Annotated in this window: 22 protein-coding genes; 3 read left to right on the forward strand and 19 right to left on the reverse strand. The window is 45.7% G+C overall.

Annotated elements, in window-relative coordinates; translation table 11 throughout:
* The first annotated feature begins 56 nt into the window (after positions 1 to 56).
* Positions 57 to 1,379 carry a CoA-disulfide reductase gene (locus ACU01J_RS07110; protein WP_481085048.1) on the forward strand — a complete coding sequence of 441 codons (1,323 nt, stop codon included), beginning with the start codon at positions 57 to 59 and terminating at the stop codon, positions 1,377 to 1,379.
* 47 nt (positions 1,380 to 1,426) lie between these two features.
* Here the strand turns inward: ACU01J_RS07110 and ACU01J_RS07115 are convergent, their stop codons facing one another.
* The 17 genes from ACU01J_RS07115 to ACU01J_RS07195 all read right to left on the reverse strand — a co-directional run bounded on the left by ACU01J_RS07115 (position 1,427) and on the right by ACU01J_RS07195 (position 16,969).
* Complete coding sequence (locus ACU01J_RS07115; protein ID WP_481085049.1) at positions 1,427 to 2,470, reverse strand: potassium channel family protein; 1,044 nt, start codon at positions 2,468 to 2,470, stop codon at positions 1,427 to 1,429.
* A gap of 102 nt (positions 2,471 to 2,572) precedes the next feature.
* Entirely contained in the window at positions 2,573 to 3,634 is a 1,062-nt protein-coding gene (nadA, locus tag ACU01J_RS07120) for a quinolinate synthase NadA (RefSeq protein WP_053438524.1), read from the reverse strand.
* Positions 3,635 to 3,773: 139 nt separating this feature from the next.
* On the reverse strand, positions 3,774 to 4,544 hold the full coding sequence (gene ybgF, locus ACU01J_RS07125; protein ID WP_481085050.1) for a tol-pal system protein YbgF: 771 nt from the start codon (positions 4,542 to 4,544) through the stop codon (positions 3,774 to 3,776).
* Between the two features lie 15 nt (positions 4,545 to 4,559).
* The gene (pal, locus tag ACU01J_RS07130; RefSeq protein WP_481085051.1) at positions 4,560 to 5,090 is read right to left on the reverse strand and encodes a peptidoglycan-associated lipoprotein Pal; all 531 of its coding nucleotides are present in this window, start codon (positions 5,088 to 5,090) and stop codon (positions 4,560 to 4,562) included.
* 33 nt (positions 5,091 to 5,123) lie between these two features.
* Positions 5,124 to 6,437, reverse strand: a complete 1,314-nt coding sequence (tolB, locus tag ACU01J_RS07135; protein ID WP_481085137.1) for a Tol-Pal system beta propeller repeat protein TolB — start codon at positions 6,435 to 6,437, stop codon at positions 5,124 to 5,126.
* A gap of 49 nt (positions 6,438 to 6,486) precedes the next feature.
* Positions 6,487 to 7,557, reverse strand: a complete 1,071-nt coding sequence (gene tolA, locus ACU01J_RS07140; RefSeq protein WP_481085052.1) for a cell envelope integrity protein TolA — start codon at positions 7,555 to 7,557, stop codon at positions 6,487 to 6,489.
* 12 nt (positions 7,558 to 7,569) lie between these two features.
* The gene (tolR, locus tag ACU01J_RS07145) at positions 7,570 to 8,013 is read right to left on the reverse strand and encodes a protein TolR (protein WP_481085053.1); all 444 of its coding nucleotides are present in this window, start codon (positions 8,011 to 8,013) and stop codon (positions 7,570 to 7,572) included.
* A gap of 5 nt (positions 8,014 to 8,018) precedes the next feature.
* A complete protein-coding gene (gene tolQ / locus ACU01J_RS07150) occupies positions 8,019 to 8,717 on the reverse strand; it encodes a protein TolQ (protein WP_481085054.1) in 699 nt (232 codons plus the stop codon).
* The gene (gene ybgC / locus ACU01J_RS07155; protein WP_481085055.1) at positions 8,707 to 9,126 is read right to left on the reverse strand and encodes a tol-pal system-associated acyl-CoA thioesterase; all 420 of its coding nucleotides are present in this window, start codon (positions 9,124 to 9,126) and stop codon (positions 8,707 to 8,709) included. The genes tolQ and ybgC overlap by 11 nt, the downstream gene beginning before the upstream one ends.
* 163 nt (positions 9,127 to 9,289) lie before the next feature.
* Complete coding sequence (gene ybgE / locus ACU01J_RS07160; RefSeq protein WP_481085056.1) at positions 9,290 to 9,592, reverse strand: cyd operon protein YbgE; 303 nt, start codon at positions 9,590 to 9,592, stop codon at positions 9,290 to 9,292.
* Positions 9,585 to 9,692: a cytochrome bd-I oxidase subunit CydX gene (cydX, locus tag ACU01J_RS07165; protein WP_000270284.1), complete on the reverse strand. Its 108-nt coding sequence runs from the start codon at positions 9,690 to 9,692 to the stop codon at positions 9,585 to 9,587. The genes ybgE and cydX overlap by 8 nt, the downstream gene beginning before the upstream one ends.
* A gap of 12 nt (positions 9,693 to 9,704) precedes the next feature.
* Positions 9,705 to 10,841, reverse strand: coding sequence for a cytochrome d ubiquinol oxidase subunit II (gene cydB / locus ACU01J_RS07170; RefSeq protein ID WP_481085057.1), 1,137 nt, complete (start codon positions 10,839 to 10,841; stop codon positions 9,705 to 9,707).
* A gap of 13 nt (positions 10,842 to 10,854) precedes the next feature.
* Complete coding sequence (gene cydA, locus ACU01J_RS07175; protein ID WP_481085058.1) at positions 10,855 to 12,441, reverse strand: cytochrome ubiquinol oxidase subunit I; 1,587 nt, start codon at positions 12,439 to 12,441, stop codon at positions 10,855 to 10,857.
* A gap of 460 nt (positions 12,442 to 12,901) precedes the next feature.
* Positions 12,902 to 13,906, reverse strand: a complete 1,005-nt coding sequence (gene ruvB / locus ACU01J_RS07180; protein WP_481085059.1) for a Holliday junction branch migration DNA helicase RuvB — start codon at positions 13,904 to 13,906, stop codon at positions 12,902 to 12,904.
* Between the two features lie 13 nt (positions 13,907 to 13,919).
* Positions 13,920 to 14,537, reverse strand: coding sequence for a Holliday junction branch migration protein RuvA (ruvA, locus tag ACU01J_RS07185; protein WP_481085060.1), 618 nt, complete (start codon positions 14,535 to 14,537; stop codon positions 13,920 to 13,922).
* Between the two features lie 117 nt (positions 14,538 to 14,654).
* A complete protein-coding gene (gene ruvC, locus ACU01J_RS07190) occupies positions 14,655 to 15,176 on the reverse strand; it encodes a crossover junction endodeoxyribonuclease RuvC (protein ID WP_004413431.1) in 522 nt (173 codons plus the stop codon).
* 53 nt (positions 15,177 to 15,229) lie between these two features.
* Positions 15,230 to 16,969 carry a glycoside hydrolase family 36 protein gene (locus tag ACU01J_RS07195; protein ID WP_481085138.1) on the reverse strand — a complete coding sequence of 580 codons (1,740 nt, stop codon included), beginning with the start codon at positions 16,967 to 16,969 and terminating at the stop codon, positions 15,230 to 15,232.
* A gap of 222 nt (positions 16,970 to 17,191) precedes the next feature.
* On the opposite strand from ACU01J_RS07195, the gene ACU01J_RS07200 reads away from it, so the two are divergent.
* Entirely contained in the window at positions 17,192 to 18,082 is an 891-nt protein-coding gene (locus tag ACU01J_RS07200) for a sulfotransferase (RefSeq protein WP_481085061.1), read from the forward strand.
* A 120-nt stretch (positions 18,083 to 18,202) separates the two neighbouring features.
* Here the strand turns inward: ACU01J_RS07200 and ACU01J_RS07205 are convergent, their stop codons facing one another.
* Positions 18,203 to 19,228: a porin gene (locus ACU01J_RS07205; RefSeq protein ID WP_481085062.1), complete on the reverse strand. Its 1,026-nt coding sequence runs from the start codon at positions 19,226 to 19,228 to the stop codon at positions 18,203 to 18,205.
* A gap of 402 nt (positions 19,229 to 19,630) precedes the next feature.
* On the opposite strand from ACU01J_RS07205, the gene ACU01J_RS07210 reads away from it, so the two are divergent.
* Positions 19,631 to 20,344, forward strand: coding sequence for a substrate-binding periplasmic protein (locus ACU01J_RS07210; protein WP_481085139.1), 714 nt, complete (start codon positions 19,631 to 19,633; stop codon positions 20,342 to 20,344).
* Positions 20,345 to 20,394: 50 nt separating this feature from the next.
* On the opposite strand, the gene torA is transcribed toward ACU01J_RS07210, so the two are convergent.
* A complete protein-coding gene (gene torA, locus ACU01J_RS07215; RefSeq protein ID WP_481085063.1) occupies positions 20,395 to 22,857 on the reverse strand; it encodes a trimethylamine-N-oxide reductase TorA in 2,463 nt (820 codons plus the stop codon).
* Positions 22,858 to 22,875 lie beyond the last annotated feature (18 nt).

The raw sequence follows: 22,875 nt of genomic DNA on the forward strand, positions 1-22,875 counted from the left end.
CACCCAACGCGGGTGCTCTCCGTTTTTCCTGAGTTCAGGTTATTTAGGTAATAAATATGAAAGTTGTTGTCGTAGGCGGTAGCGCTGCTGGTATGAGTTTCGCAGCGAAATACAAACGTAATCAGCCATCAGATGAAGTGATTGTGCTTGATAAGCGTGATTACATCTCGTTCGGTGCGTGTGGTTTACCTTACTTTGCTGGTGGCATGTTTGATGACACTGAGCGCATGATCTCTCGTACGCCAGAACAAGCGATTAAATCTGGTTTAGACGTGCGCATTGAAACTGAAATTGTCGCTCTAGACCCCGTTGAAAAGCAGATTAAAGTTCGTCACCAAGGTGAAGAAAGCACTATCGATTACGATATGTTGGTGATTGCCACGGGCGCGCGTCCAATCGTGCCATCGTTTGGCGAGTTCAACCCAGAACACGTATACACGCTAACCAGCATGGAAGATGGTTTGGCGGTCAAGGAAGCGCTTAAGGACAGCAACAAACAACGTGTTTGCGTTATCGGTGGTGGCTTTATCGGCCTTGAAGTGTTCGATGCAGCGCACCTATTAAATAAGCACGTCACCATCATTGAACGTGAGCAACACGTAATGAGCCGCCAGTTCAGCCCTGAAATGATCGAGGTAGTAGAAGGTGCGATTCGTGAATCAGGTGCAGAGCTTAAAACTGGTTGCAGCGTAGCAGCGATTCGCGACGCCGAGCATGGCGGTTACATCGTAGAAACCGACAATGGCAATGTGGAAGCAGATGTCGTGATCATGTCACTTGGCTTTAAACCAAACACAGAAGCATTCGAGTTACCAAAAGCCGCGAACGGTGCATTGCTCGTAGACGAGTTTGGCGCAACAGAAGACGCTAATATTTATGCTGTTGGTGACTGCGCGGTGGTTCACCACATGACGCTAGGCAAGTCAGTGTATGTTCCACTTGCAACCACAGCCAACAAACAAGCGCGCATGATGGCGGATAAACTTGCAGGTAAAGACACTTACATGAGTGGTTTCTTAGGCTCGTCTTGCTTAAAAGTGTTGGACTACGAACTGGCATGTACAGGCGTATCAGAACTTCTAGCTAAAGAACACGGTTTAGAAGTGAAGGTTTCAACCATTTCAGATAAGAATCAAACTGACTACTACCCAGGTCAAGAAGACATTAAAGTGAAGCTGGTTTACCACCCAGAAACCAATGTACTGCTTGGTGGCGAAATCGTAGGTAAGAAAGGTGCTGTCGGCCGAATCAACGCACTCGCTGTTGCCATCACGGCTAAGATGACGACGCAGCAGCTAGGCTATATGGATTTTTGCTACGCACCACCATTCGCACGTACATGGGATGCGCTAAACGTTGCAGGTAACGTGGCAAAGTAGCGTTATCGACCAATATTCAAAGGGGGCTTGCGAGCCCCCTCTTGGTTTTAGTTGACCTTGTTTAATACTGCCCAATCAAACGATTCAATTCGCTCATCAGCAATATAAAACAGTTTGCTCCCCGCAGGGACTTCTCGCTCTAGCTCTGGGTTGAGTTCAATTCCATTGCCGATATCAAGCGCTATTAAGGTGGCCTGATACTCTTTCTTCATATAATGAAACGCGCTGTCGACCGTTATTCCATTTAAATTTGCTGGATATGTAGTTGAATACTGAGTCATACCACGCGTTGATGCCAGTAGCTCTTGGTGCAACGCACTAGAACCTGGGTCGACCGCCGCTTTGGCTAACATTTCTGCCCCTACCGCAGGAATACACTCGGCATTTGGGCAGTGCTGGTTCAGAAGGTTACTCAGCGCTTCGTCTTTGAAGTAAGCCAGCAAGTGGGCCTTAGGGTTAATGTTGGCACTGTATAGCGCAGCAGAAAGCGTAATGTCATCTTCTAGGTTATCCACCACAATGCAGCTCGCTTTATCAATTGCGGCTTTTTCCATCTCTTGAGCATCGGTATAGCTGTTCACTTTAACGAAGCCTATTTGACCAGGTAGCGGATTCTCAATATCTGAGCGGCTACATAACACGATCGGACGTTTGCCCTCTTCTTCGTGTTGTAGCATGCGAATCAGATGCATCGTACGTTGACCGTTCCAACCTAATAGCAATATGTGATTTTCCACACCAACTCTCCGTTTACCTAATATTCCTGCGCGCCAGTACTCGACTGCGCCTGTTGCTAAGCGACCAATCAATGCCGCAAAAAGGGTCAAACCACCTGGGATAACAAACAAGATCACCACCCACTTACCTGCTGCTGTCTCTGGAGAGTGATCCCCATAGCCAACCGTTGAGGCCGTTACCATTAAGAAGTAAACGAAAGTAGATAGGTCATGTGTCAGTGAACGCTCACCACTTAGCGTTAGTAAACCCCAAGAGAGTGCAATATAGGCAAGCACCAAAAAGGCCAGATTGCGATTGCTGAGGTTAAATAGATGGGAGTTCAGCCACTTTTTAAATGATAACCAAAGAGTCATAACACTCCTTAATGAAACACTGTGATTGTATTTAAGCCTAACCACAAACATAAAAAAACCAGCCAAGTGTGGCTGGTTTTAAGAAGTGTGATAGCTCTCTATTTATGCATTGCCTTTGACTTGCATATTGAGCTGTTCTGCGAAATCTAACATTCGGTTCAGCGGGATAAGAGACTTAACACGCAGCGCTTCATCAACAAAGATTTCGTGCTCTGCACCACCTTCACGAAGCGCAGCTTCAATCGCTTTCAGACCGTTCATCGCCATCCAAGGACAGTGTGCACAGCTGCGACAAGTTGCACCTGCACCGGCCGTCGGCGCTTCAATTAGCTCTTTCTCTGGCACTAATTGTTGCATCTTAAAGAAGATGCCTTTATCCGTTGCCACAATCATCTGCTGGTGCGGAAGCTCTTTGGCTGCCTTGATAAGCTGACTTGTTGAGCCCACGGCGTCTGCAAGCTCAACAACGCTCGCTGGTGACTCTGGGTGAACAAGGATAGCCGCGTCTGGGTAGACAGACTTCATCTTGCGTAGAGCGTCAGCGGAGAACTCATCGTGAACGATACACTCGCCTTGCCACAGCAACATGTCTGCGCCAGTTTTATTTGAGATGTAAGAACCTAGGTGACGGTCTGGGCCCCAAATAATAGGTTTATCTTCTGCGTCTAAGTGTTCAACTATCTCAAGAGCGATACTCGATGTTACCACCCAGTCAGCGCGAGCTTTAACCGCTGCTGAAGTATTGGCGTACACAACAACGGTATGGTCAGGGTGCGCGTCGCAGAACTCAGAGAACTTGTCAGCAGGACAACCTAAATCAAGCGAACACTCTGCTTCAAGCGTTGGCATTAAGATGCGTTTCTCAGGCGTTAGGATCTTGGCAGATTCACCCATAAAGCGCACACCACCTATAATCAGGGTGCTTGCTGGGTGACGGTTGCCAAATTTGGCCATTTCAAGAGAATCGCCAACAAAACCGCCTGTCTCTTCAGCCAATGCTTGAATTTCAGGATCGGTATAGTAATGGGCAATCAAAACCGCGTCTTTCTCTTTCAGAAGCTTTTTAATATTAGCGGTATACGCTTGTTTTTCTTCTTCTGATAGCGGAACTGGTTTTGGTGGGAATGGGTAAACTGTCTCGATTGTATCTAATATGTGGCTCATTGCTCTTGCGCTACGCTACTTCCAGTAATCCGAGTATTGTAACCTTAACGACAGAGTAGATGCCAGTTTCGAGTCAAATTAGATATAGAACAAAAAGGAGCATCAAACGCTCCTTTTAGATTTTGAGAAAGTATCTCGATTATAAACGCTCTTGGGCCAGTTTGGCCGATGCGCTATTTGGATACTCATCAACGACTTGTTGATAGTACTTCTTCGCTTGCTCTGCGTTATTGTTACGCTGAGCGATATCGCCAAGCTTAACTAGCGCATCAGCACGTTTATTTGAATCTTTGTAAGCTACTACCGCTGCGAAGCTCTTCACCGCATCTTTATCTTGCTTCTTAGCGAAATAAAGCTGACCTAACCAGTAATGAGAGTTAGGTGTGAAGGTCGAATCTGGGTAGTCCTTTTGGAACTGCTGAAATGAAGCAATCGCACCGGTGTAATCACGCTTTTTCAGAATCAAATCAACCGAGTTTTGGTAAGCAGTTTGTTCATCAACATTAGAGCTGAATGTGCCACCGGTTTGTTTCTCTGGCGTTTTAGTTTCTGTTTGAGCGGCAGGCGTTGATGCTTGGCTGCGTACTTTGTCCAGTTCAATGAACAATTCACGTTGGCGCTTTAGCATTTGCTGCATATCGTAGTTGCTTTTCTCTAGTTGACCACGCAAGTCACTGATATCTAGAGCCATATCGTCTAACTGTTGCTGCATTTGCAACTGTACACGATTACGGTTTTCCAATAGGCGCTCTAAGCGCTGGACATCAGACTCGTTACCACGAACTGACGATGAAGAAGTGGCGGTGTTGCTACCGCTTAGATCGGATACTGGAGCTGGTGCAGCGAGCACATTGCCCGCTGCACTTGCCAGTAACGTAAGCGTAACAACGCGCTTAAGGTTACTGAACATAGGCTAATCCCTTGATTAGTACACTAGAACTGCGCGGCGGTTCTTAGCGTATACATCTTCTGATTGACCTAGAAGAAGTGGTTTCTCTTCACCGTAGCTAACGATAGAGATTTGATCAGCTTGAACACCTAGCGCTTGTAGATATTTAGCAACTGCATTAGCACGGCGCTCACCTAGTGCGATGTTGTACTCAGGAGTACCACGCTCGTCCGCGTGACCTTCGATAGTCACTTTTAGAGCTGGGTTTTTGCTTAGGTATGCAGCGTGTGCAGCTAGCATTTCTTCGTAGTCACCCGCGATAGTCGCGTTGTCGAAAGCGAAGTAGATAGTTTGAGTTTCGCGTAGTTCTTGCTCTTTTAGCTCTTGCTCCGTTAGTTGACTATTTGCATCGATTGGAGATACAGCTGTGTTGTTGTCAACGACTTGAGTTTGGTTAGTTTCAGTTGAACCAGACGCGTTTGCTGCATCATCGCTTGAGCTACATGCTGTAACTGCTAGTACCGGTAGCGCAATTAGAAGCCCTTTAAGAACCTTATTAAGTTGCATTGTTGATTTTTCCTTTATTGTAATTGTTACTCGTTACAAGAACGGCGACCATGCTGGTGCACGAACACGTCCGTTAGTTACGGGTAATCTTGCTTTAAAGCGCCCATCAATGGAAACCATTGAAAGCACGTTAGATTTATTATAAGTAGAGCTATAAATCACCATGCCGCCGTTTGGCGCAATGCTTGGTGATTCATCAAGCAGTGTCTTAGTAAGCGTCTGCATGGCACCTGTTTCCAAATCAAGTTTAGCGAGATTGAAACCAGAGTTGCTGCGGTTGACCATAACTAAGAAACGGCCATCAGGTGTGATTTGACCACCTAAGTTCTGACTACCTTGCCAAGTAAGGCGGTTAGTCGAGCCATTCGCCAAATCTACTTGATAAATTTGCGGTTTTCCACCCCGATCCGATGTAAAGACGAGAGATTTGCCATCGGGATGCCAAAACGGTTCAGTATTGTTCGATCGGCCGCGAGTAATTTGCGTCAGCTTACGAGTCTTTAGGTCCAGAATATAAACCTGCAGGCTACCGGTTTTAGACAGAACCAGTGCCAGCTTACTGCCGTCTGGTGAGAATCTTGGCGCACCATTGTGACGCGGGTATGACGATATCTTTTCACGCTCACCGGTGTAGATGTTCATGATAAAAATTTCCGCCTGACCATTCTGGAAGCTGACATAGGCTAGCTTCTTGCCGTCAGGAGACCACGCTGGTGACATCAGCGGCTGCTTTGAACGCAATACTAGGCGCTCGTTGTGACCATCGTAATCTGATACGCGCAGTTGATAAGGGAACTGATCTTTGTCGCTCACAACCACATAAGCGATACGTGTTAGGAACGCCCCCTTTTCGCCTGTTAACGCTTCATATACCAAGTCAGAGATACGGTGCGCGTACTCTCTTAAACGCTTGCCAGGCACTGTCGCACGTTTGTTAAAGATCACGTGATCTTTTGACAGTACAAGCTGACCATCGTCACTCAGCGCTTTACTTTGACCTTGGGTCAATTGGCCACGTACCACATCAACCAATTGGTAGTTAATGACGTAGTTGCCTTCTGCGTTTTGACTGATAGAGCCCGTCACTAACGCATCAACACCTAAGCCAGTCCATGCACCAAAGTCGACTTCTGATTCGTTGTATGGTGTTTGTGGCATTTTGCTGGTCGCAACAGGGCTAAATTTACCACTGCGCTGAAGGTCTGAGGCAATTACCTTTGACACATCTTCAGGAAGTTTAGTGTTGCCTTCCCACTTAAATGGGACGATAGCTATCGGACGAGCCGAATCGATACCATCCGTAATCACCAGTTCCAACGCCGCATTCGCAGTTTGGAATACACTCATCACAGTGAGCACATATCCTATTATTAGTCGCTTTAACACAAGCAATTCCTTATAAATCAGGTACTACAGTTAGGTTAATATTCTTGACCTTGCTGACCACGTCTGGGTCTTTAGGCAATGGAAAGCTGTTTACTTGTGCGACGGCACGCTTAGTTGCGGCGCACAATCGGCTATCACCATCTAATACCGAAAGACTACCGACAATCGCGTCGGCTCCGGTAGGGATTAGACGCAAATTAACTCGGCAGGACTTTCCCCTAAAGCTGTCCTCCAACAATAAATTTTGCTGGATGAGCTGGGTATAGATCGCGCCATAACGATCCGCTTCACTGCTAACATGACTTGAGCGCGCTGAAGTGTTCGCCTCAGATTCCGACTCTAGACCGGCAAAGATATCGTTCAACGCCGCTTCTTGCTCTTTGCGTTCACGTTCAAGACGCTCTAGACGTTCTTTCTCTTTACGCGCTTTTTCAGCCGCCTCTTTTGCCGCTTTTTCTTTCGCGATGCGTTCTTTTTCCGCCTTTTCTGCTGCTTCACGTTCACGCTTAGCTTTTTCTTGCGCAGCTTTGGCGGCCTTTTCACGTTCAATACGTTCTTGCTCTGCTTTTGCAATCGCCGCTTCTTTCGCTAGACGCTCTTTTTCCGCTTTTTTAACCGCTTGTTCTTTGGCCTTTCGCTCAGCTTCTAATTTCGCTACACGCTCTTTTTCTTTCTTAGTACGCAGTTCTTCGGCCTTGCGTTCTTTCTCTTTGGCTACTCGTTGCTTCTCAGCTTCACGAGCTGCTTTGGCCTCTTTCACTTGCTGCTCTTTCAGCTTGCGAATACGTTCTTCTTCTGCCTTACGATTCTTTTCTAACTGTTCGCTTTCACGACGCAGTTTATCGAGCCTTTCCTGCTCTTTCTTCGCCGCTTGTTCACGCTGACTACGAATTTGCTGCGCTTGTTCGCGCACCATAGCCGGATCAATAACAACCGCTTGTACCAAACGACCAACTGGCTCGGGTTTTGACATGGTGAAGTCAGTTCCCCATATCAGCGCAACAATCAAAAGCGCATGCAAACCTGCCGATATTGCTATCGGCTTTTTGTAATCACTTTTCTTCTTGTTATTTTCTTTCATGAATGACTAACGCTATTCCTTAATGTCAGTCAGCAGCCCTACTTTAGGGATACCGGCACGACTCAGTTCATCAAGAACTAAAACAACTTCAGCGTAAGGTGTAGCGGCATCACCACCCACTGCCACTGGAGAATCGGGCTTAAGCGATAACTCCGCTTTGACACGCACAATAATATCCTGAAGTGAAATGCCACGCGTGACATCCTCATCGTTAACACTCAAACCCAGGTTACCGTCTTTATCGATCTCGACAATGATAAAGCTCGCGTCACTATCACCAGCCAATTCAGAAGCTGGTTTAGCGGTCGCTGTTTTTGGTAGCTCAACATCTACCCCTTGTGTGACAAAGGGAGACGTCACCATGAAGATGATCAGCAGAACCAGCATAACGTCGATATAAGGTACGACGTTAATCTCTGCGGTCATCTTACGCTTTTTACGTTGGTAGCCAGCCATGACGCTTATTCCTTACTTGAAGCGTCTCGACCCGCCATCGCTTGGCGGTGCAAGATACTGTGGAACTCTTCAGAGAAAGTCGCATAGTTGTGCTCAAGTTTACCGACTTTATTACTTAGGCGGTTGTAGGCCATTACTGCCGGGATTGCCGCAAAGAGGCCCATCGCTGTCGCGATGAGTGCTTCGGCGATGCCTGGTGCAACCATAGCTAGCGTTGCCTGCTTCACTTGACCTAACGCGATAAAGGAATGCATGATGCCCCATACCGTACCGAACAGGCCGATGTATGGGCTGATAGAGCCTACCGTTGCAAGGAACGGCAAGCTAGTTTCAAGCTCGTCCACTTCACGGGCAACCGCAACACGCATTGAGCGGCCAGTCCCTTCCATGATGAAGTCTGGTGAATCTGCGTTTGATTTACGAAGACGAGCAAACTCGGTAAAGCCTGAGTAGAAAATCTCTTCTGTGCCAGCAAGGTCGTCTTTACGTTTTTTTGCATTTTGGTACAAGATGGATAGATCCGTTCCTGACCAGAATTTATCTTCAAACGCTTCTGCATCTTTCGATGCTTGGGAAAGCACTTTGCTGCGCTTGATGATCATCGCCCAAGATACGATAGACATACCCAAAAGAATCAGCATAACCATTTTTACCAGCAAGCTTGCTTGTAAGAATAGGCCTAGCATCGAAATATCAGCGTTCACTGTTTGTAAGCTCCATAACGATTGATTGAGGCATAGCTTTTGGCCTCATTTTTATATTATCGATACATGCTACCTTAACCTTTGCCTTACACAATATCGCCTCATCAGGATTAACGATCTCCTGACAGAATATGAGAGAAGCTTTCTTTAGGTCAGAGATAGATGTTTTTACTACAAGGTGATCGTCAAGACATGCACCCTGCAAAAAATCAATATCCATGTGTCGGACTACAAAACCGATGTTTTGTTCCAATAGAGTTTGTTGCGAAACACCAATGGTGCGAAGTAGCTCAGTACGCGCTCGCTCAAAAAACTTAAGATAGTTTGAGTGATAAACGACACCACCAGCGTCGGTATCTTCATAATAGACAGTGACTGGCCACTCAAAAATTGCTGCTTGTTCCTGCACTTGGATGTCCGAATAATTTGTTCAGGCGAATACTATAACGCAACTCGTTACCATTTGTGCAACGCTCATTTAGCTGTTTTCAAAGCTTGAAACAAAAAAAAGCGCGACTCGTGCAAGAGTCGCGCTTTTTTTATACGAAATGAGCAGAGTTTGCCCTAGCATTCTAAAAAAGGCGAAGTACCGTTAGGTAAATCAGAATCGCCAATGAAAAATAAGGACTAAAAAGAACCTGCCAATACCAATTACGAGGCTTAAAACCAACACCAAACACCATGCTTGAGCAAATTGCCCAGATCAGCAACGATGAGATAACCGGATTAAAGCCCCCAATAGAATTTGCGTAGAGCTCAGGATCCCACATCACCATTGCAACATGATAAAAACCGAGCACTAGCGATAAGGCTCTAAACAGAGCCTTATCTGCAGGTGCATGTAGCTTAGCTACCTGCTCAGCGAGTTTACTCACTGTCTTTGTCCATCATTTCTGAATGCTCTAGCCATAGAGCGTTAATGATACCAAATGCGCAAGCTAGCAACACACCCAGAATCCATGCGAAATACCACATATCTAATGCTCCTTAGTAAGCTGAAACGTCATTGTTTTCGATGTGTTTTTTATCTAGGCGACCAAACATTTTGTAGTATGTCCATGTCGTGTAGCCAAGAATCACTGGAACCATTACTGCAGCAACAGCAGTCATTAGGCCCAATGTTAACTCACTCGCCGTTGAATCCCACATCGTTAAGCTATGATTCGGTACTAAGCTCGAAGGCATAACGAATGGGAACATTGCAAAGCCAGCAGTCAAGATAACACCTGCGTTAGCAAGACTTGAGAATAAGAAAGCAAAGCCAGCTCGCTCAAATCGAGAAGCGACAGCGGCTAATAGCGGCATCAATACACCTAATACCGGCGCTGCCCACAATGCTGGATATGTTTCAAAGTTATTCATCCATGCGCCTGTTTGCAGTACTACTTCTTTATTTAACGGATTTGAGTCTGCCAGTGTATCTATAGTACTTGTGATCACAAAACCATCTATAGACTGAACCCAAACGCCACCAATCACAAACAATACGACCGCAATAACAGCAACAATTTGAGCAACCTTACGAGCACGTTCATAAATCACTTCAGTCGTCTTCATTTGTAACCATGTAGCACCTTGCAGTACAAACATCATTAGGCTAAGAACACCACAAAGCAAAGCAAATGGGTTTAGAAGAGCGAAGAAGGTACCTTTGTACTGAGACATTAACAGGTCGTTTAGCTCGAATGGAACGCCCTGCAGTAGGTTACCGAACGCCACACCAAAAATAATAGGTGGCACACTACCACTAAAGCACAACCCTAAATCCCATGCTTTACGCCATTTTGGATCTTCAATCTTTGAACGGTATTCAAGAGCAAGTGGACGAACCCAAAGTGCTGCTAGTGTTATGAACATCGCAAAGTAAAAGCCAGAAAACGATGTTGAATAGACTAGAGGCCATGCCGCAAATAGAGCACCACCCGCCGTAATAAGCCAAACCTGGTTGCCGTCCCAATGCGGAGCAATCGTGTTTAGCATGACACGACGCTCCGTGTCATTTTTTCCGATAACAGATGCAAGCGAAGCAACACCCATATCAAACCCATCTGTAACAGCAAAACCGACCATTAAAATACCGATCAATGCCCACCAGATAAATCGTAAGATTTCGTAATCAAACATAATATTCCCTCACTTATACTTCAACAGAGCGGCCGACTTTGTCTTCAACAGAGTTAGCTTGTTGTTCGAAGTGATAGCGTCCTGTTTTAAGGCTACTTGGACCCTTACGTGCAAATTTCAACATTAGGTAAACTTCGGCAATCAAGAACACTGTGTACAACCCAATGATTGTAAATAGTGAAGCCCAAAGTTGACCAACTGTCAGTGCAGAAGCGGCAACATGTGTCGGTAGAATTTCACCAACAGCCCATGGCTGACGACCGAATTCTGCAACAAACCATCCCGTTTCAACGGCAATCCATGGTAAAGGAATACTAAACAGAGCCGCTTTTAGAATCCAAGGTTTCTGTTCAATCTTCTGACGACAGGTTTGAACAAACGCAGCGCCAAAGACAAACAGCATGATAAAGCCACAGCCCACCATAATGCGGAATGCAGTAAATAGAGGCCATACCGTCGGAATAGAATCATCTGCTGCAGCTTGGATTTGGTCTTCCGTTGCGTCAACTACATTATCCGTATAACGTTTTAGAAGTAACCCATAGCCCAAATCGCCTTTCACTTGGTCAAAAGCTGTCATATTTTCTTCTGACTTATCACCAGCACGCAATTTCTCTAATAACCCATAGGCATACATACCATTACGGATTCGATCGACGTGCTCATCACGCAGGTCACGAAGTCCTGTTACTTGCTCATCAAGTGAACGCGTCGCAATGATACCCATTACGTAAGGAATTTTAATAGCGTAGTCGGTTTCCATTGTCTCTTGGTTTGGTAAACCAAACAGAGTAAATGAGGCTGGAGCGGGTTCAGTATGCCATTCTGCTTCTACAGCGGCTAGTTTCACTTTTTGAACTTCACCCAATTCATAACCCGACTCATCACCAAGTACGATTACGGAAAGAATCGCAGCCATACCGAAAGAGGCAGCAATGGCAAATGAACGACGAGCGAATGCAATGTCACGACCTTTTAATAGGTAGTATGAACTGATGCCTAGAATGAACATTGCGCCTGTCGTGTAGCCTGATGCTACGGTGTGGACGAATTTAACCTGAGCAACTGGGTTTAGTACCACTTCTGCGAAGCTCACCATTTCCATACGCATGGTTTCGAAGTTAAATTCTGCGCCAACTGGGTTTTGCATCCAGCCGTTTGCAACAAGAATCCATAGTGCTGAGAAGTTAGAGCCAAGAGCAACCAACCATGTCACCACTAGGTGCTGACGTTTCGATAGACGATCCCAGCCAAAGAAGAATAGACCTACGAAGGTAGACTCTAAGAAAAAGGCAACAAGGGCTTCAATCGCCAAAGGCGCACCGAAAATGTCACCTACGTAATGCGAATAGTATGACCAGTTAGTACCAAACTGGAATTCCATGGTTAGGCCAGTCGCCACACCAAGTGCAAAGTTAATACCGAAAAGCTTACCCCAGAACTTGGTCATGTCCTTGTAGATTTGCTTGTCCGTCATTACGTACAAAGATTCCATAATGGCAAGTAGGAATGCCATACCTAGAGTCAAAGGTACGAAGAGGAAGTGATACATCGCAGTCAGTGCAAACTGCAACCGCGATAGATCAACAACATCGATCATGATTACTCCTATGTGTCGGCTGAAGACACTTTCTTACATCCATGCCAACATAAACAGTCGTTATTTAATATCTAGATTTGTTATTAAATAACGGCATTCTGTTGCAAAAATGTACCGTAATGGTTAGTTAATTGTTAAGCATCAGCTAATATAGCTGGAGCTAATATTACTGCTAAAAACAGGTTGTTTCAAAAGGTTTATAGGCAGAGTTCGCTTTGATTTGTATCAACTTTCGTGCGGCATTCTTGTTTAGATTTTCATCAACTTGATCTACATCAACCAAAACACACCACTTTTGTTACGTGCGGGTTATACAGAACACACAGCACACTATTTATGCAATACAAGCACTTAACAAGTCACTCAAGCCCTTTACCTATTAAGTGGTAAATAAATATTATCACTGTGATCTGAGTCACTAAATAAAAAAGCCTGCTATTTTAAGCAGGCTTCTGAAAACTTATTTTTCAATTCCGAAATGAAGATAGGCTCGGTCGGTGGCTATTCGCCCTCTTGGCGTACGTTGCAAATAACCTTGCTGGATAAGATAAGGCTCAAGCACATCCTCAATAGTGTCTTTTTCCTCACCAATGGCAGCGGCCATGTTATCAAGGCCGACAGGTCCACCACCAAACTTCTCCATAATTGCTAGTAGCAGCTTTCTATCCATATAGTCGAAGCCTTGTGCATCAACATCAAGCATGTTGAGCGCTTTATCGGCGACCTCAGCACAAATGTGGCCATTACCCTTCACTTCCGCGTAATCACGGACACGGCGCAGTAAACGGTTAGCGATACGTGGCGTACCACGGGCTCGTCTCGCGACTTCTAACGCCCCTTCCGATTCCATTGATAGACCAAGGCAATCAGCACTGCGCTGGACGATGTTTTGCAGATCGGGGATCTTGTAATACTCCAAACGTTGAGTAATACCAAATCGGTCACGCAGCGGAGAAGTCAGTGACCCGGCGCGCGTAGTGGCCCCAATCAGAGTAAAAGGTGGTAAGTCGATTTTGATTGAGCGGGCAGCTGGGCCTTCACCAATCATGATATCCAGTTGATAGTCTTCCATTGCAGGATACAGCACCTCTTCAACCATTGGGCTAAGACGGTGAATTTCGTCAATGAAGAGCACATCGTTTTCTTCAAGGTTGGTGAGCAACGCTGCAAGGTCGCCTGCTTTTTCAAGTACTGGGCCCGACGTAGTACGGATGTTAACGTCCATCTCGTTGGCAACAATATTCGCCAAGGTCGTTTTACCCAGACCAGGAGGACCAAATATCAGCAAGTGATCGAGTGCTTCGTTACGCAACTGAGCCGCTTTGATAAAGATCTCCATCTGACCACGTACATGATCCTGGCCCTTATAGTCTTCAAGCTTTTTAGGACGAATCGCGCGGTCGATAACATCTTCTTCTTTATATACTGTATTGTCTGGCGCAATTAAGCGATCCGCTTCAATCATGACTTATGCCTTTTTATACCATCGACTTTAATGCTTCACGGATAAGCTGCTCACTACTCATATCCGCTTTCTTAACTTGTGAAACGACTTTAGACGCTTGTGTTGGCTTATAGCCTAGTGCAAGTAGTGCACTGATTGCCTCTTCCTCAGCACTTTCTTGTGTCGCTCTTGGCGCTGAATCAATCGGTGCAGCATCAGTAAATGGAGTAAATAGATCGCCTGCACCCCACCCTTTCAATCGGTCTTTCATTTCAACCACAAGGCGTTCAGCAGTCTTCTTGCCAACACCCGGTAGCTTAACCAGCGTCGAAACATCTTCACGCTCAACGCTCGCAACAAATTGACTCGCCGTCATTCCAGAAAGAATCCCTAAGCCCAGTTTAGGACCCACACCATTAGCTTTGATTACTTCTCTAAATAGCGCACGCTCTTTCACAGTATTGAAGCCATATAATAGCTGCGCATCTTCGCGAACCACGAAGTGAGTATAGATAATCGCTTCTTCACCGATGTTTGGTAGCTCGTAAAAACAGCTCATTGGCATCTGTACTTCATAGCCAATACCATTAACTTCAATAAGCAGTTCAGGTGGTTGCTTCTCAATTAGAATGCCGCGTAGACGTCCAATCACGGTAAATACTCTTTTGAAATGAATTTGCGACAGGATAATAAAGAACTGGATAGACATCCAGTCCTTTGTAATTTGAAACGGAGATTTTGAGTGGAATCGTCAAACTGTGAAAGCCGTTTAGCGGTAACGGCCTCTTCGAGCCCCTGTTGCCTTACCGGCAAGTGCGACTAAGGTTTTGTTGGTATTGGCATGACAAATCGCCACACCCAGTGCATCAGCGGCATCCGCTTGCGGCCGAGCCGGTAACTTAAGCATTTGCTGCACCATATGCTGCACCTGTTCTTTGTCTGCCCCGCCGGTTCCAGTTACGGCCTGCTTAATTAATCTAGCCGCGTATTCAGAGACAGGTAAATCCGCATTCACAGCGGCCACAATCGCACTGCCCCTTGCCTGACCCAGCTTTAACGCCGAGTCAGCATTACGTGCCATAAAAACTTGTTCAATCGCAAACACATCAGGTTGAAACTGGGTAATGATCTCTGAAACGCCCGCGTAAATCTGCTTTAAGCGGCCCGGCAGTTCCTTTTCAGAGGTTCGAATACATCCACTGCCTAGATATTGTAAATGACGACCCGTTTGGCGAATCACTCCATAGCCAGTAATCCGAGAGCCCGGATCGATCCCAAGTATAATTGTCATCAGGTTCTTTATTGTCGCTAGTTCCTGAGCGCCATTTTAGTCCACGCTGTGCGCTATGGCGAGGTAATTATCGCTCTGCTGGCTAAACCTGACTCCAGAGCGACCTCATAAACCTGTGTTGGCTCTAATGTCAGCTTTTCTCCACTCCAGTAATCATACCAATAGACAGGGTAATCAGCGGTCAGCGTTACCTCGTGCGTCGATTGGCGATAATTGAACAAGCAGTGCAGGTCATTACGCTCGGTCAGCGGTAGGAACGCATGGTGAAGATTCAACGCAGTAAAGCGCGCCGATTCTTGGTTATGTTTCTGCCTTAGCGCCAATTTTTTCAGTGTTTTTTTCGCAAAAGGCGTCAGCTCTGGTAGCGGATCTCCAGATAAAAGCATTCCTCCACAAGCGAGCAGTACGTCGCGGTGAAATTCATAATGATGTCGATCGGTTGCTTGATTTGGCAGCGAGACAAAAGTGGCGCAATCAGGATCGATCTGCCACAACTTTCGATGTTGCCAGCTACGATAAAAGGTTTCTTTAGCAATCTGCTCAAAACGGCTACCGCAACGCTCAACGTCGTCAGACACACGCATGGCATCAACTAAACCGAGTGACGGCCACATTGGCGCATTGCAACCTAAGATCAACGCATCACCAGCACCTTTGGCGATCGCTTGCATGCCAATTCGATAGGCTTCCACACCGGTCACGCCTGATACGCTTCGAACACCTTTTAAAGCACCCCAGTAGTTTGCATCGAGTTTAAACAGTTCCACTCCCCACTCTTCACGCATGGTTTTCACCACGTGAGTCAAGTGTTCTTGGACGTCAATATTGGTGGTATCTAAAATGTACCAAGGCGTGCAACGCCAACCCGCGTAGGTGATGTCTTCCGCTTTGAGTAAGCGACCATCAGCGTGACGCACAAACCAATCAGGATGCTGCTTAAATATTTCAGATTCAGGTTGCGCAATGAAAGGCGCCATCCAGATAGCCGGCTTTTTACCTCGCGACTTGATTTCAGTCACCACTGACTTGATGCCAGATGGAAATTTATCAGAAGGCGTTAACCAATCACCCATAAAAGCTTGGTAGCCGTCATCAAGCAAGGTGTAATCAAACTGCTTTAAGTTCGCTGCCATATACTCGACGTTCTCTTCGATATTGCGCTCAGTTACCTCTGCGTAATACGCATACCAAGAGCACCAACCTAACGGTGCTGATTGTTTAACACCACGGCGCGCAGAATGCTGAGCTTGAATGTAATCACTAAACTCACTGTAGAGTGCTGATAGAGACTCGCCACGCAGCACGACAATAGATTCTAACTGGCTCGTCGCCCAATCTTGTGGATGAGTATTTTCTCCATCGATATAGGCGTTCACCTGCAACTTTGCATCTCTATCACTGACAGTGAAATAGCCAGCAAAACGGTGACAAGAGGTAAAACCGAACAGCGCGTAGCCAAGGGAGTCTTCAACCACTAGATAGTTGTAATATCGCTTAGTGTCTTGAGATGAGTAGATACGATAACTTGAGTTGTTATCAGGGCAGCGACCGACATCAATTGGTAAATCACAAGTCCCTGTCGTTTGAGCCAACATTTGGAAACCATCGCCTAGTAATGTCGCCTGTCTTTCAAAATCAAATTCAGTTCGAAATAGCAGGTAATGAGCATCGACGGACTCATTAGATAACCCTCGATAAGAAAACGTTACCTCATTTTTAAAAACAGTCACACCTAGATCGCTATTGGGAACCTGCAATCTGCGTTCATTCTCTAACTCAATACTTCTCACAATACAGCACTCAACCACTTGATTATTACTTAATTAGAGCACTGCGCATGGTTATTGTCTATTTGCACAGCACCGCACTTTTTTACCGAGCTCACGTTTTTAAATCAATATGAGAAGCAAAAAGAGAATAGTCACGACAAGTCTGGTAAGTCGATGAAATTTGAGGGATTAAAAACTGGTACATTGATTGCTGTTTCTATCAAAACACCTTAAGAAGGCACTGTGATGAAACGCTTAGAGAAACCCATTATTGTTATTGGTCCAGGACGTTCTGGCTCCACAATTATTTCTGAAATCGTCTTTGCTCATCGTGAGCTCGGCGGACCGACTAACTACTCAGAGTGGCACCCCAAACTCTCTTGGCTTTCAGCCCTAACACGACTCACCAACAATAATTTGTGGTGGATTTCGGGAGAAAAAGCTCAGCAGCAAAAAACCAGATTCTTAAATAACTATGTGCCAAGGCCTGCTGAAGCGTGGAGTTTATGGCAACAAATGACGCGTAACGATATCGATTTTAGTCGCGATTTTTTACTCTACAAACGAGCATCGAAAACAGAGAAACAGTCAATACGCCACACCTTCAATACAATGCTAAAGCTACAAGGTAAACAGCGCCTAGCCTTGAAACTGACTGGACCCGCTCGGCTTGAATACCTGCACAGTCTCTTTCCAGATGCTTACTTCATTAATATTGTCCGAGATCCTACTGCGACCGTGACCTCATTAATGAATACTCAATTCTGGCAACAGCAAGGTTCAAAGCAACTATGGTGGCGTGGTGCTTATTCAAGTAAAGAGCTCAATACCTATCAGGCAATCGCGAGAACCCCTGTTGCAGGAACCGCATTCCAACTCAATAAGATATTGACGACAACGAAGGAGGAACAGGCACGAGTCAATGCCAACATGCTGACCATTCGGTACGAGCAGTTCCTAAGCAACCCCAAATATGCCATTCATTCGATCATGTCCTTTTGTCATTTAAGCAACGATCAGCGAATAGACAATAAACTGGAAAACACCGTATTTTCCAACCGTCAGTTATCTAAGCAGATCGAAACAACTTCCAGAGAGACCATCGAGCGGTGGTGCCCAGCAAAACTCGCCTATTAAAAACGAAAAAGCCCTCCATCTCCGGAGGGCAAAAAAGGCAGTGGATTATTGCGCAAAGCATCCTGCTTTAAAATTAGACGGCCTGCAACACAGGCCGTAATTTACAGAGCCAAAAGGCAATTAGAAATCGTAAGCTAGCTTGAAGAACGCGGCTAGATCATCGCTACCGTTGTCGTCAGTTAGATCAACTTTGAAGTCAACAAGTGCTGATGTCTTTTTAGTGAACTGGTAAGTTGCACCGAAGTTAACCCACTCACTATCTGGCTTCGAAGAATCGTATGCTTCTTGATTCGCGTAACCCGCTGCTAGGTATAGTTTGTCGATTGTGTAGCCGGCAGATGTACTAACAAGTAGAGAGTCTTGTCCAGCGAAGTTTTCGTGTTGAGCAACGTTAGCACCTACAGCGAAATCACCGAAGTAAGCCACACCGTTTACTAGCATGATTTGCTCAACTTCGTCACCACCTTTAGCCGCTGGCTTGTGGTTGTCTTCGTCGTTCTTTTCGTAACCTGCGTTAACTTGGAAGGCGTCATTTTGGAAGCCAACGTAACCGTTGAAGCCTTTTTGACCTGAAGCATCTGCTTCACGGTCACCGTAGTAAGATACAGCGTATTTAAAGCCTTCTTTGATGCCCTCAAACTTAACTACTTGGTTTACGTCTGAAGCGTCTGATGCTGAAGCACCAAATTCAACAGTTAGGTCAGCTGCACCGTCTACTGCGTCTAGAGCAGAGTCGTTAGCGTAACCAATAGAAGCGACACCGAAACCTGTTTTGTAGCCTACCCACGTATCCGTGATATTGAAGGTTGCGTCTTTTGATGAGTAGTTATCCGCTAGGTCGAATTCACCTGCGAATTGGCCTAGTACGTTACCTTTTTGGTAGTTGATGAACAAGTCAAAACCAGTTACACCATCGTTGAAGAATTCTTGCTTTTTAATTGGGTTATTATTCTCGTCTGTCTCGTAACGACCTTCTTGGTAGTAACCACCAACAGCCACTTGACCACCAACAGAGAACTCTTCACCAGAAAGGATAAGGTCAATGATTGATTCACGAGCACGTTCTGAAACGTTTTGGTTTACATCTGCTGCAATTGCAGAACCAGCAACAAGTGAAAGAGCTACTGCTAATACTGTCTTTTTCATTTTTATTTGTTCCTATAAATTTTTATTTATGAGCGCCAGTTCCACCGGCTTGCTCTGGCTGCAGAAATTATTCCCACAACCAATAATTGACAAATAAAACGTTCGAAAAATAGATAAGAAACAAACAACAGAAGAGCGACAAAACTCTAAAAAACACGCAAGACAGAACAAATAGCAACCAGAAACCATCAAATAAAGTGAATGACATCACACCATTTTTGCCAAACTCATAAAAACACCTAAATCTCATCATATTTACAGGTAGTAAAGAAAGTTCATTCATTTTCTTAGTAAATGAGATTTAACTAAAAACCTTTGTCTTCATTACTCTCGTCTACACTTTCTAATAGTGTCTTTATTAAGGAGGATCAGGTGTCTATTCGAAGGTATATCCTCTTTTGTGTGCTGTTTTTTTATGCTTTTTCTATATCCAGTTTCGCTGCCGTCCTTCGGGTCGCGCAAACGGCTTGGCCTCCCTTTATCATGAATTCTTCGCAAGGGAGAGGCATTGCGCACGACCTCGTCATAGAAGGACTAATACAAGCGGGATATCAGGTTGAGTTTGTTGAAAAGCCGTGGGCTAGAATCCTTAAAGAAACATTAAAGGGAAAGAGCGACATCATTGTTGCTATCTGGAAGACACCAAAAAGAGAACAGGAGTACCTATTCACTGAACCATACATGTATAACCAGATGGCGGTGGTTTCTCCTGCCCAGCTTAATTTTGAGTACCACTCCATTGAGGACTTAAAAGAAAAGCGCGTCGCCATGATTAATGGTTATGCCTACGCAGCGGAATTACAGAACTACCCTCATTTATATCGAGTCACCTCTATCGACCTACCAAACAGTATTCGCTTACTGCTCTCTTCACGTGCAGATGTGTTGGTGACCGATGAAATTGTTGGTCGGTGGACAATCAAAGAGATGGGGGTCGAAGCCGATCAGCTCCATTTCAGCCGTAAGTTTTTAGACTCGTCACCAGTGCATGTAGCAGTGAGAAGAACTCACCCCCAAGCACAAGAGATCGTCAACGCGTTAAACCTTTACTTTAAGCAACATGCAGAGGCTCAATTAAAAACGCTAAGGGATAAATATGGGGTGGGTTTTCCGTAGATAAAAAAATACCAGCCAATTGGCTGGTATTCTCACTTAACTGCGTTGGATTAAGCGACTTCGATTGGACCACCGAATGAAGTGACTGGCGGTACTTTACCAGTGAACTTCTCGAAATCTACGATACATGTGTTCGCAGATGTCGCCTGAGCCAGTTCTGAAGAACCGATATCTTGAGTCAACGTATTTGGATCGCCGTAAGTACAGATAGCGCCTTCTTTCTCGTTCAGAGGGCCGTACCATGCACCTTCTTCAATACGGATAACACCACGTGGGTAGCTATCAGTCACAACGGCGCCCGCCAAAAGCTGACCACGGTCGTTGAATACGCGTACTAGGTCACCGTCTTTAATGCCCTTCGCTTTCGCATCAACAGGGTTGATGTATACAGGCTCACGGCCTTGAACAGCGTAAGTTGCACGGAACTCTTCTGATTCACACATCTGAGAGTGCAGACGCTTGTCTGGGTGACAAGATTGCAGCCAGTATGGGTGTTTGTCAGAACCAGGACCACCGTGAGAACGTTCAGATTTCTCGAACCACATTGGGTGCTCTTGACAGTGTTCGTAGCCGTAACGACCGATCTTACGAGAAGTGATCTCGATGAAGCCAGAAGGTGTACCCAGTGGGTTAATTTCTGGATCTTGACGGAAATCAGCGTGACGAACCCAAGGCTTACCTTGACCGAAGTCTAGTACGCTCTTCTCCCAGAACTCATTGAATACTGGCATCTCGAACTTACCTTTATTCGAAGCACGACAATCGTTGTACAGGCTTTCGATCCACTCCATTTCGCTCATGCCACGTGTGTATTCATCACGACGGCCAAAGCGTTGAGTCAGTTCACTCATGATCTGGAAGTCAGGCTTAGATTGGAACAGAGGATCCACTAAGCGGTGCATTGCGATCAAACCTTTGCTTGAGTATGAACCGTAAACATCGATGTCGTTACGTTCCCACTGAGTACATGCAGGAAGAACAATATCAGAGAAACGACATGTTGCAGTCCAAGCAAACTCAATCGTTACCACAGTCTGAAGCTTCTTGAATGCTTTCTTCATGCGATTACGGTCTTGGTGGTGGTGCCAAGGGTTGTTACCCGAGATAACCATCATCTTGAAGTCAGGCAGTTTCACTTTACCGCCGTTGTAGCGGATCTCTTTACCAGGCTCTAGTAGACAGTCGATCCAACGCGCAACAGGGATTGTGCGGCTGTAACCGTTAAAGTCGTTGTTGTCCCATTTTGGCTTCATACCTTGGTCAAGGTTACGTGGGAAGCCACCAGGGCCCGCAAAGCCAGTAGAAGGAACACCGATACTTGAGTAGTGGTGACCGTAAGAGATACCGCCGCCAGGTAGACCAATTTGACCAACCATCGCCGCGATAACCGCTGCTGCCCAGTAAGGCTGCTCACCGTGCTCTTGACGCTGGATACACCAACCCATCAGGATCTGTGTACGACCGTTTACAAGCATACGTGCAAATTCACGAATCTTGTCAGCCTTAACGCCACAGATCTCAGCAGCCCACTCAGGAGTCTTAACCACTTTGTCTTTGGTTTCACCCTGAACGTACTGGATGAACTCATTGAAGCCTAGACAGTAAGTTTCGATGAACTCCTTATCGTATAGGTCTTCGTTGTACAGCACGTGCGCGACAGCAAGCATGAATGCTACGTCTGTCATTGGGTTGATGTACAGGTGATCGTTCTCTAGGTAACGCTGAGTCTTGTTCTTAACTGGGTCAACAGAAAGTACGTTGATCTCGCCTTTTGCTACTTTCTCTTTCAGTTGAGCTAGGTAGTCAAAAGATTCGTGCGTTTCACAGTTCCAACCTACTTGCAGGTTCTTCACTGGGTCGTTTGCCCAAAGAACAATGTTATCTGCGTTTTCTAGGATTTCAGACCAAGAAGTACCTTGTGCGTATACTTCTGTTGAACCTAGAACGTAAGGCAGGATTGTTTGACCAGCACCTGTTGAGTAGTCACCCACTTTAGTGATGAAGTTACCATGCATACCGACTGCACGCTGCATGTGAGCCGTACAGTTGTTGAATGCACCAGTCTGGTTCCAACCTGTTTGACCAGCGTGTAGAGCCCATGGACCGTAATCTTTTTGAACGCGTTCTAATTCACGGTAGAACAGGTCAAGTGCTTCATCCCAAGTTACACGGATAAAACGATTGTCACCGCGTGTATCTGCGCTGTACTTGTGTTTTTTCAGCCAATCTAGACGTACCATTGGATAACGTACGCGTGATGGGCTGTAGATAATGCCTTTAATACCGTTCAACATTTCTGTTGGGTTTTTATCTAGCTCAAGCGCTTTGATTTCTTGAACTTTACCCGCATAGATGTGGGCGCGGAATGCGCCCCAGTGTGAACCTGAAACCTTCCAAGTACCTGTAGACTCAGCTGCACTTGCAGATGCTGATGCCAATAAGCTTGGACCGATTACTGATGCTGCACTTGTCGTCGCAACACCCTTAAGAAAACTTCTTCGTGAAATAGCCATTTAATTTACTCCAATCCG

This window comes from Vibrio sp. 2433-A1 (assembly GCF_056726085.1).

Excerpts from the sequence above, each read along its gene's own strand:
- ACU01J_RS07110 (WP_481085048.1), top strand. The coding sequence starts at position 57 with ATGAAAGTTGTTGTCGTAGGCGGTAGCGCTGCTGGTATGAGTTTCGCA.
- torA (WP_481085063.1), bottom strand. The coding sequence starts at position 22,857 with ATGGCTATTTCACGAAGAAGTTTTCTTAAGGGTGTTGCGACGACAAGT.
- tolA (WP_481085052.1), bottom strand. The coding sequence starts at position 7,557 with ATGAAAGAAAATAACAAGAAGAAAAGTGATTACAAAAAGCCGATAGCA.
- ACU01J_RS07205 (WP_481085062.1), bottom strand. The coding sequence starts at position 19,228 with ATGAAAAAGACAGTATTAGCAGTAGCTCTTTCACTTGTTGCTGGTTCT.
- nadA (WP_053438524.1), bottom strand. The coding sequence starts at position 3,634 with ATGAGCCACATATTAGATACAATCGAGACAGTTTACCCATTCCCACCA.
- cydB (WP_481085057.1), bottom strand. The coding sequence starts at position 10,841 with ATGTTTGATTACGAAATCTTACGATTTATCTGGTGGGCATTGATCGGT.
- tolR (WP_481085053.1), bottom strand. The coding sequence starts at position 8,013 with ATGGCTGGCTACCAACGTAAAAAGCGTAAGATGACCGCAGAGATTAAC.
- ruvC (WP_004413431.1), bottom strand. The coding sequence starts at position 15,176 with ATGACAATTATACTTGGGATCGATCCGGGCTCTCGGATTACTGGCTAT.
- cydA (WP_481085058.1), bottom strand. The coding sequence starts at position 12,441 with ATGATCGATGTTGTTGATCTATCGCGGTTGCAGTTTGCACTGACTGCG.
- ACU01J_RS07115 (WP_481085049.1), bottom strand. The coding sequence starts at position 2,470 with ATGACTCTTTGGTTATCATTTAAAAAGTGGCTGAACTCCCATCTATTT.
- ACU01J_RS07200 (WP_481085061.1), top strand. The coding sequence starts at position 17,192 with ATGAAACGCTTAGAGAAACCCATTATTGTTATTGGTCCAGGACGTTCT.
- pal (WP_481085051.1), bottom strand. The coding sequence starts at position 5,090 with ATGCAACTTAATAAGGTTCTTAAAGGGCTTCTAATTGCGCTACCGGTA.
- cydX (WP_000270284.1), bottom strand. The coding sequence starts at position 9,692 with ATGTGGTATTTCGCATGGATTCTGGGTGTGTTGCTAGCTTGCGCATTT.
- ruvB (WP_481085059.1), bottom strand. The coding sequence starts at position 13,906 with ATGATTGAAGCGGATCGCTTAATTGCGCCAGACAATACAGTATATAAA.
- tolB (WP_481085137.1), bottom strand. The coding sequence starts at position 6,437 with ATGAGTGTATTCCAAACTGCGAATGCGGCGTTGGAACTGGTGATTACG.
- ybgF (WP_481085050.1), bottom strand. The coding sequence starts at position 4,544 with ATGTTCAGTAACCTTAAGCGCGTTGTTACGCTTACGTTACTGGCAAGT.